Genomic DNA, 7290 nt, shown 5'->3' on the forward strand with positions numbered 1-7290 from the left:
TCCGTGCCCTTCACCATCGCCAGCAACAGCTCGTAGCCCTGCCGCTGGTGGAACGACTCCTCCTTGCAGATCCGGACCATCGCCCGCGCATACGGCCCGTAGCTACACCGGCACAGCGGCACCTGGTTACAGATCGCCGCACCGTCGACCAACCAGCCGATCACCCCGATGTCGGCGAAGGACAGAGCGGGGTAGTTGAAGATCGAGGAGTACTTCTGCCGCGACTCGATGAGCTTCTCGGTGAGTTCAGCGCGGTCGACACCGAGAGTCTCGGCCGCCGCGTACAAGTACAACCCGTGACCGGCCTCGTCCTGCACCTTGGCCAGCAGGATCGCCTTACGGCGCAGGCTGGGCGCGCGGAGGATCCAGTTGCCCTCCGGCTGCATCCCGATGATCTCGGAGTGCGCGTGCTGGGCGATCTGGCGGATCAGGGTCTTCCGGTAGCCCTCGGGCATCCAGTCCCGCGGCTCGACGCGACCGTCTCGCTCGACGGTGCGCTCGAACGCCTGCGTCAGCTCGCGCTCCAGGTCGGCCGGCACGTCCGTGCGGCCGTCCGGCTCCGCCGCCGTCGCCAGGCGAGTGGTCTCGTCGGCCATCATCGTCCTTCCGTCCGAATGTTCGTTCGGTAGCGATGGTGCACCACCGCCCGGCCACGGCGCAACCGCCGTGACGAGGTCAACGTGTGCTGCGCAGGCCCTCGAAGACGAAGCGCTCGACGTCGGCCACCAGCTCCGGCAGGGGCACACGGTCGGGCCGGTACCAGTCGATGAGCGAGTTGACCGTGCCGGAGAGCAGACGGGCGGCCCGCGCCGGCTCGAGGCCGTCGTCGATCTCGCCGGTGTCCATCGCCTCGCGCACGATGGCGGTGATCTCCTGATCGAACACGCGGCGTCGTTCGAGGGCCCACCGCTCGGTCTCGGTGTTCCCGCGCAGACGCAGCAGCAGGGTGACGAAGGGCAGCTCGGTGGCCAGTACCTCGACCTGACGCCGCACGATGTAGCGCAGCCGGGCCAGGGGTGATCCCCGTTGGGCCGGGCTCTCGGACAGGACGCCGAACAGGCCGTCCACCGCCCGCTCGAGAGCCCCTCGCAGCAGCGCTTCCTTCCCGGAGACGTGGTGGTAGAACGACGACTTCGAGATGCCGGCCGCCGCGGACAGGTCCTCCATCGAGGTGGCGTCGTAACCGCGCTCGTTGAAGACCTCAGCCGCCACCTCGACGAGTGAGCGCGCGCTGTACCCCGCGACATGCCCCTCGCGCGGCCGACGGGACGAGCCGGGCCGCCCCGTCTGCTCATTCCCGCCCCTACGGACCTGTGCACTCACCATGATCCCGTCGAATCTAGAGCCTCCACCTCGAGGGACGGAGCCCGTCGGCGCGATCTCCGCCGCGGATCACAGCCGCGACGAGGCTGTTGCGTCGGTGGCCCTACCTGCCCTACCGTTCTTCCGACCGAACGGTCGGTTGGTCGGTTGGTCGGTTGGTCGGTTGGTTGGTTGGTTGGTTCACGAGAGCGAGGACGAGGATGGCCGAGGCGTATCTGATTGCCGGGGCGCGGACCCCGCAGGGCAAGTACGGCGGAGCGTTGGCGTCGGTGCGGCCCGACGACCTGGCCGCGCTGGTGGTCGGTGAGGCCGTCGCGCGTTCGGGTGTCCCGGGCGAGGCGGTCGACGAGGTCGTGCTCGGGGCGGCGAACCAGGCCGGCGAGGACAACCGCGACGTCGCGCGCATGGCCGTGCTACTCGCTGGTCTACCGCACTCGGTGCCCGGCTACACGGTCAACCGGCTGTGCGCCAGCGGCCTGACCGCGGTCGCCTCGGCCGCGCAGGCCATCAGGTCCGGCGAGGCCGACGTGGTCGTGGCCGGCGGGGTCGAGTCGATGACCCGGGCGCCGTGGGTGATGGCCAAGCCCGGCGCCCCGTGGGCCTCCCCCGGCGAGGTGTTCGACACGAGCCTGGGCTGGCGCTTCACCAACCCGCGCTTTCGGGATCTCGACGCCCGTGCTCCCGAGACGCGCACCGAGACCGACGGCCCGGTGACGCTCTCGATGGGCGAGACCGCCGAGGAGGTCGCCGCCCTCGACGGGATCAGCCGCGAGGAGTGCGACGCCTTCGCGCTGCGCAGCCACACCCGTGCCCTCGCCGCGATCGAGGCGGGTCGCTTCGCCGACGAGCTGGTCACCGTGCACGCTCCGCAGCGCAAGGGCGACCCGATCCCGGTCTCGCGCGACGAGGGTCCCCGAGCCGACATCTCCGCCGAGGGCCTCGCCAAGCTCAGGCCGGTCTTCCGCCCTGACGGCATCGTCACCGCCGGCTCGGCCTCCCCGCTATCCGACGGGGCCGCGGCGCTCGTCGTCGCCTCCGGGGAGGCCGTGAACCGCTACGGGCTGACCCCGCTCGCCCGCGTCGTGGCCGGGGCCAGCGCGGGCGTCGCCCCGCATGTCATGGGCCTGGGACCGGTGCCGGCCACCGAGAAGGTCACCGCGCGGGCCGGATGGACCGTCGACCAGCTCGACGCCGTCGAGCTCAACGAGGCGTTCGCCGCTCAGAGCCTCGCGGTCATCCGCCGGCTCAAGCTCGACGAGGACCGCGTGAACCCCGACGGCGGCGCCATCGCCCTCGGTCACCCGCTGGGCTGCTCCGGAGCACGCATCGCGCTCACCCTGGCCCACCGCCTGCACCGCGAGGACGTCCAGCGTGGCCTCGCCACGCTCTGTGTCGGCGTCGGCCAGGGCGCCGCGCTGCTGCTCGAACGCTGCTGACCCACCGCCACACCGACCGCACGCTCCTCGGAGGAAGTCGATGACGACTCTCGAGGCGCTGCGCGCGCTGGCCCCCGCCGGCGACCGTCGCAACGCCACCCGCACCATCGCCGCGGCCCTGCGCCGCGCCCTCGTCGTCGGACCGGACAACACCGCTGTCGTGTGCGGGGACGAGTCGACGACCTACCGCGAGCTCGCCGGTCGGATCCGCCGCCTGATCGGCGCGCTGGCCGACCTCGGGCTGCAGCGCGGTGACCGCGTCGCCGTCCTGGGCGCCAACTGCCACCGCTACGTCGAGCTCTACCTCGCCCTGCCGATGGCCGGATACGTGACCGTCCCGCTCAACGTGCGCCACAGCGACACCGAACGCCGCTACGCGCTCGCCGACTCCGACGCCAAGGTGCTGTTCACCGACCGCGAGGTCGGCGGCATCGACGGACTGGACCTGCGCACGGTCGACCTCGCCACCGACTACGAGCCGATGCTCGCCGCCGCGGCGGAGCAGACCTGGCCCGACGACGTGGCCGAGACCGACCTCGCCGGGATCTTCTACACCGGCGGCACCACCGGGTAGCTCGGCGTTCTCCTGGCGCAGCCCGCCTGAGCTCCTCGGACTCCCCGGTCGTCGTCCCCGCAGCCAGGCCGTCGTCGATGTCGGCCTGCTTGCACCAGCCGCGCAGGGTGTCGGGGAGGATCCCCAGCTGCGGACCGATCCGCTTGCACGCCGCGTTGATCGACAGGCTTGGCTCCTGCGCACGCGCCTCGCGGACCATCCGCTTCGCGCGCTCCCTCATCTCGTCGCTGAACTTCCTCGGCGCCGACACGATCTCCACCTTCCCGTGGGATCAGAGCCTCCACCAGAGTCGGGGCGCCTCATAGACCCGGTCGGCGTGACGGCGCGCGACGACGCCGCGAGCGTCACTCGAGGGGGATGGCTGCGCCGTGAACATCGGCCCGCAGCTAGCAGAGGTGTGGGCGGCTCGCTGATCAGGCCCCGCGGGAGTACAACCAACGGAAACGTTGGGCACCCGGTCGTGGCCGGGATCGGGGACAGGTCATGGACGTCGTGGTGGTTGGGGCGGGCGCGGCGGGCTGTGTCGTCGCCGCCCGGATCAGTGCAACGGCCAACCTCACGCTGCTCGAAGCGGGCCCGGACTATGTATCGGAGGCAGAGCTCCCCGCCGACGTAGCAGACGCATCCCGGCCGACAGTCGCCCACGACTGGGGGTTCACGGCCGAGGACGACGGCAGGCGGACCGAGACGGCATTGCCGCGGGGCAAGTTGGTCGGCGGGTGCTCGGCCACCAACGCCGTGTTCTTCCTGCGGGGATGGCCGCAGGACTACGACGCATGGGCGGCCGCTGGCAACCCGGGCTGGGGCTACGACGACCTACTCCCGGTCCTGCGCGCCATTGAGACCGACGTCGACTTCGCCGGTCCCGAGCACGGCGCGGACGGGCCCGTCCCGGTGTCCCGGGTCGCGACCGACGACCTCCCGCCGTGGCCGCGAGCCTTCCTCGACGCCGCCGTCGCATTGGGCCACCGCGCGGTGGGCGACCACAACGCGATCGGCGCGGTCGGGGTGGGCTCGTTGCCGCGCAATGTGCGCGACGGGAGGCGCATGAGCACAGCGCTCACCCACCTCGCCCCCGCCCGCGGTCGTGTCGAGGTCCGCGCCGGCGCCACCGTGGACCGGGTCGTGCACCAGCGCGGACAGGTCCGCGGGGTCCGGCTACTCGACGGGGAGGAACTGGCGGCCAACGTCGTCGTGCTTTGCGCGGGCACCTACGGGACACCGGGGGTGCTGCTGCGCAGCGGCATCGGACCGGGCGCTGAGCTCGAACGGCTTGGGCTGCGGTGCGCGGTGGAGCTGCCCGGGGTGGGGGCCAACCTGGTTGACCATCCGCTGGTCGCGATCGACCTACCAGCCACTCCCGGTCACACCGGGCCCGCCTTTCCCGTCCTGCTCACCCTGCGCTCGTCGGCCGCCCCTGAGGACCCGCCCGATCTGCACCTGTTCCCCGCCGGCCCGTTCGACGATCCCGCCTCACCGAGCGGCGCGATGTTCGCGATCCTCACTGGGCTGCTTGCGCCGCGGTCCCGCGGCTCGGTCCGGCTCCGCTCCATCGACCCGACCGAATCGCCATGCATCGACCCAGCTCACCTCAGGGAGCCCGAGGACCTTCTCAGGATGCTCGCGGGGCTACGGGAGGCGCGACGCATCGCCGCCACCCCAGCCTTGGCCGAGCTCCTCCCCGGCCCGGAGGTCCACCCGGGCCCGGGGATCGGCGATGACGCGGGTCTTGCTGACTGGCTGCGCGGCCATGTCGGCAGCTACCACCACCCGGTGGGCACGTGTGCGATGGGAACCGACCCGGCGTCCGGGGCGGTGGTCGACCACGACGGCTCCGTTCACGGGATTGCGAACCTCTATGTGGCCGACGCGTCGGTCATGCCGACGATCCCCTCCGCGAACACCAACCTGACCATCATCGTCGTGGCCGAACGCCTCGCCGACCGGTTCCTGCGCGGCCCGTCGTCAGCCTAAGCGCCCCCCGCGCGACAGGTCGAAGACATGGAGCCGACTTAGCCAGCCGGCACCGCTGCTGCTGATCCACAGTCCACCGAATGCGGAAACGGCTTCCAGCTCATGGATTTCGCCCAGATCGCCGCCATCCCCCCGGCTCCTGGATTCCTGCGCACGATTGGAGCGGGCGCTGGGTGCTGCTGGCCGGGCCGGAGCGGCCGGGGCAGCAGCGTCTCGCCGATCAGAACGGCGCCTGCTCGGCATCCGGCTCGCCCGCCGTCGAGCTCCGCCCGGACCGTGGGGCCTTGGTCAGCGTGGCGGGAGTCCACTGCAGGCTGGCGGCGACCACGTCGGCGGTGACCTCGAGCCGGGTCAGGGTCTGCCCAGCGCTCCCCCTCTGCCGGGGTCCACGAGCCTTGATGGTGCCGAGGACCACCACCCGCGAGCCCTTCTCGAGGGACTGCGCGACGTGCTCGGGCCTGCTCGGCCCACACCGTGACCGAGAAGAAGGTGGTCCCGCCGTCGACCCACTCCCCGCCCTCAGGTGACGCGCTCTCGCTCAGCACGGCCCAGAGAGGTCCCGTCAGGGATGGGCGGGGGTTGCCGGCTCCGCCGACCCGGTGGCATCGCCGCCAGGTGACCCCGCAGGGGCTCGTGTCACCGGCGTCGGCGCGGGCCCGGCGTTCATCGCCCACGAGCGCAGCGACGCCTCGCCGGGTTGTGCTGACCCTACTGGGGCGACACACCAACCGCCGACTCCCGCCGGGAGGCACCGTGCGTGCCCGGCCGGTCAGAAACCGCCACGCCGCCGCCAACGGCGCTCGCTACAAGGCTCGGCTCGCCGACCGCGACATCGCGACTCGAGCGAGCCGGCATGCTCGGACAGCGCATGATGGCCTCCGTGGGGGTGCGCAGGACGGATCCCGCGGTCCAGATCACCGACATCGACCAGGACGCTGTTGCGGCCGTGGTCGAGGGCCCGGCCGCCGTCGCCGACACGGGTTGGGACGTCAGCGGCCCGGCCGGCGTCGACCAGAGCTATGCCGAGTTCGTCGGGGAGCACGGTCACCACAACTCAGGGCAGATGCTCCCGCTCGATGACGATCCGAAGTCGGCCACGTAGTGCATCCTCGTCCGGTGGACACCACCGGTGCGGTCATGCCTGCGGCGTTCCTCGGGCACGGCAACCCGATGAACGCGTTGGCGGTCAATCGCTACACCACCGCCTGGCACTCACTGGGAACCACGGTTCCCCGCCCCCGGGCGATCCTGGTGATCAGCGCGCACTGGTACGTCAACGCCACCGCGGTGACCGCGATGCCCCGGCCGCGCACCATCCACGACTTCTACGGGTTCCCGCCCGAGCTCTTCGACGTCGACTACCCCGCTCCGGGGCTCCCAGAACTCGCCGACGAGGTCAGCGACGTCGTACACCCGACCTGGGTCGGTGCCGATGTCGATAGCTGGGGTATCGACCACGGCACCTGGTCGGTGCTGCTGCACGCGTTCCCGGACGCCTCGATCCCGGTGGTGCAGCTGAGCATCAACGCCGAGAAGCCGCTCGACTACCACCTCGAGCTCGGCGCCAAGCTCGCCCCGCTGCGCCGTCGGGGAGTCCTGATCATCGGTAGCGGCAACGTGGTGCACAACCTCGGGGCGATGAGCTGGGGCCTCGCCGACGACGGCTACGACTGGGCGCAGCGGTTCAGCGAGGACTCCCGCGAGCGGATGCTCACCGCGCCGACGGAGTTCGCCGCACTCGATGCCCACGCCGACTTCCGGCACGCCGTGCCGACCCCCGATCACTTCATCCCAGCGCTGTACTTCGCGGGGCTGGCCGGTGCCGACGAAGCGCCCGAGATCGACGTCCTGGTCGACGGCTACGCCTACGGGTCGCTGTCGATGACGGCCTACACCCTCGGCGCGCCCTGCTCGGGCAGCTCCGTCGACACCGGGGTTCCCCAACCGCCCGCCGACCTGCCTCCCGACGCGTCGAACATCTGA

Annotated in this window: 8 protein-coding genes; 5 read left to right on the top strand and 3 right to left on the bottom strand. The window is 71.6% G+C overall.

The window, feature by feature from the left end; all coding sequences use genetic code 11:
- Together paaA and VGH76_RS05625 are read right to left on the bottom strand one after the other, a co-directional pair.
- Positions 1–596, bottom strand: a 596-nt coding sequence (paaA, locus tag VGH76_RS05620) for a 1,2-phenylacetyl-CoA epoxidase subunit PaaA (RefSeq protein WP_414637677.1), incomplete at its 3' end; no start/stop codon positions are given.
- Positions 597–675: 79 nt separating this feature from the next.
- A complete protein-coding gene (locus tag VGH76_RS05625; RefSeq protein ID WP_414637678.1) occupies positions 676–1212 on the bottom strand; it encodes a TetR/AcrR family transcriptional regulator in 537 nt (178 codons plus the stop codon).
- A 311-nt stretch (positions 1213–1523) separates the two neighbouring features.
- Here VGH76_RS05625 and VGH76_RS05630 point away from each other — a divergent pair, with 311 nt between their 5' ends.
- The 3 genes from VGH76_RS05630 (at position 1524) to VGH76_RS05640 (ending at position 5307) form a co-directional block, all read left to right on the top strand.
- Positions 1524–2759 carry an acetyl-CoA C-acyltransferase gene (locus VGH76_RS05630; protein WP_331555633.1) on the top strand — a complete coding sequence of 412 codons (1236 nt, stop codon included), beginning with the start codon at positions 1524–1526 and terminating at the stop codon, positions 2757–2759.
- A gap of 40 nt (positions 2760–2799) precedes the next feature.
- The gene (locus VGH76_RS05635) at positions 2800–3333 is read left to right on the top strand and encodes an AMP-binding protein (protein WP_331555634.1); all 534 of its coding nucleotides are present in this window, start codon (positions 2800–2802) and stop codon (positions 3331–3333) included.
- A 483-nt stretch (positions 3334–3816) separates the two neighbouring features.
- Positions 3817–5307, top strand: a complete 1491-nt coding sequence (locus tag VGH76_RS05640) for a GMC family oxidoreductase (protein ID WP_331555635.1) — start codon at positions 3817–3819, stop codon at positions 5305–5307.
- Positions 5308–5527: 220 nt separating this feature from the next.
- Here the strand turns inward: VGH76_RS05640 and VGH76_RS05645 are convergent, their stop codons facing one another.
- Positions 5528–5725 (bottom strand): hypothetical protein, encoded by a 198-nt coding sequence (locus VGH76_RS05645; protein ID WP_331555636.1) that lies wholly within the window; start codon positions 5723–5725, stop codon positions 5528–5530.
- 435 nt (positions 5726–6160) lie between these two features.
- Between VGH76_RS05645 and VGH76_RS05650 the strand changes: the two genes are divergently transcribed.
- On the top strand, positions 6161–6409 hold the full coding sequence (locus tag VGH76_RS05650) for a hypothetical protein (RefSeq protein WP_331555637.1): 249 nt from the start codon (positions 6161–6163) through the stop codon (positions 6407–6409).
- A gap of 14 nt (positions 6410–6423) precedes the next feature.
- Entirely contained in the window at positions 6424–7290 is an 867-nt protein-coding gene (gene ygiD / locus VGH76_RS05655) for a 4,5-DOPA dioxygenase extradiol (RefSeq protein WP_331555638.1), read from the top strand.

This window comes from Actinomycetospora sp., assembly GCF_036497585.1.
Lineage (GTDB): Bacteria > Actinomycetota > Actinomycetes > Mycobacteriales > Pseudonocardiaceae > Actinomycetospora.